The sequence below is a fragment of the Pseudoalteromonas sp. CO342X genome, assembly GCF_004208915.1.
In the GTDB taxonomy this organism is placed as follows: domain Bacteria; phylum Pseudomonadota; class Gammaproteobacteria; order Enterobacterales; family Alteromonadaceae; genus Pseudoalteromonas; species Pseudoalteromonas maricaloris.
In genome coordinates this window covers 1-1,417 of the sequence record NZ_SGPH01000056.1, presented here as the reverse complement: position 1 = coordinate 1,417, position 1,417 = coordinate 1, and the positions used below count along the sequence as shown (strand labels likewise).

At 45.7% G+C, this 1,417-nt stretch carries 1 protein-coding gene; it reads right to left on the bottom strand.

Annotation, left to right across the window (positions count from 1 at the left end; all coding sequences use genetic code 11):
• Positions 1-232: 232 nt before the first annotated feature.
• The gene (gene tuf, locus EXT47_RS23595) at positions 233-1,417 is read right to left on the bottom strand and encodes an elongation factor Tu (protein ID WP_039494551.1); all 1,185 of its coding nucleotides are present in this window, start codon (positions 1,415-1,417) and stop codon (positions 233-235) included.

The following is a 1,417-nucleotide window of genomic DNA, read 5'->3' as shown; positions in this document are numbered from 1 at the left end:
GTCGCGATATAAAATCGCTGCTACAAGGTATTAAAAAGTATGTACGTCTTATCGGGGAAATGGCCCTTTCACTAGCCGCGATATAAAATCGCTGCTACGAGGTATTAAAAAAGGCCGAACTCTTATCAGAGAACGACCCTTTTCATTTGTCGCGATATAAAATCACAGCGACAAGGCATTAAAAAAGGCCGCCAAAGCGACCTTTTTTATGTGTGTTACGACAATCTAGAGATTACTCTTCGATTGTTGCTACAACACCAGCACCTACTGTACGGCCACCTTCACGGATAGCGAAACGTAGACCTTCGTCCATTGCGATTGGTACGATTAGCTCAACAGTCATCTTGATGTTGTCGCCAGGCATTACCATTTCTACGCCGTCTGGTAGCTGGATGTCACCAGTTACGTCTGTTGTACGGAAGTAGAACTGTGGACGGTAACCTTTGAAGAAAGGAGTGTGACGACCACCTTCATCTTTCGAAAGTACGTATACTTCTGAAGTGAATTTTGTGTGTGGCTTGATTGAACCAGGCTTACATAGTACTTGACCACGTTCAACTTCATCACGCTTAGTACCACGTAGTAGTGCACCGATGTTCTCACCCGCACGACCTTCGTCTAGAAGCTTACGGAACATCTCAACACCCGTACAAGTTGTCTTCGTAGTTTCTTTAATACCTACGATTTCTACTTCGTCGTTCACGTTGATGATACCAGCTTCTACACGGCCTGTTACTACTGTACCACGACCCTGGATTGAGAATACGTCTTCGATAGGCATGATGAATGGCTTATCGATGTCACGCTCTGGCTCTGGGATGTAAGAATCCAGTGCTTCTGCAAGCTCAATGATCTTCGCTTCCCACTGCTCTTCGCCTTCTAGTGCTTTAAGCGCTGAACCTTGGATTAGTGGTAGGTCATCACCTGGGAAGTCGTACTCAGAAAGTAGTTCACGAACTTCCATCTCTACTAGCTCTAGTAGCTCTTCGTCGTCAACCATGTCACATTTGTTCATGAATACGATGATGTAAGGTACACCAACCTGACGAGAAAGTAGGATGTGCTCACGTGTTTGAGGCATAGGACCGTCAGTAGCAGCAACTACTAGGATCGCGCCGTCCATCTGTGCAGCACCAGTGATCATGTTTTTAACATAGTCAGCGTGTCCTGGACAGTCTACGTGTGCATAGTGACGAGTTGGTGTGTCATACTCAACGTGTGAAGTTGAGATTGTGATACCACGCTCACGCTCTTCTGGAGCGTTATCGATTGATGCGAAGTCTTTTGCTGTACCACCGTATACTTTTGCAAGTACGTTAGTGATTGCTGCAGTTAGTGTAGTTTTACCGTGGTCAACGTGGCCGATAGTACCAACGTTTACGTGCGGTTTTACGCGTTCAAACTTTTCTTTTGCCAT

Excerpts from the sequence above, each read along its gene's own strand:
- tuf (WP_039494551.1), bottom strand. The coding sequence starts at position 1,417 with ATGGCAAAAGAAAAGTTTGAACGCGTAAAACCGCACGTAAACGTTGGT.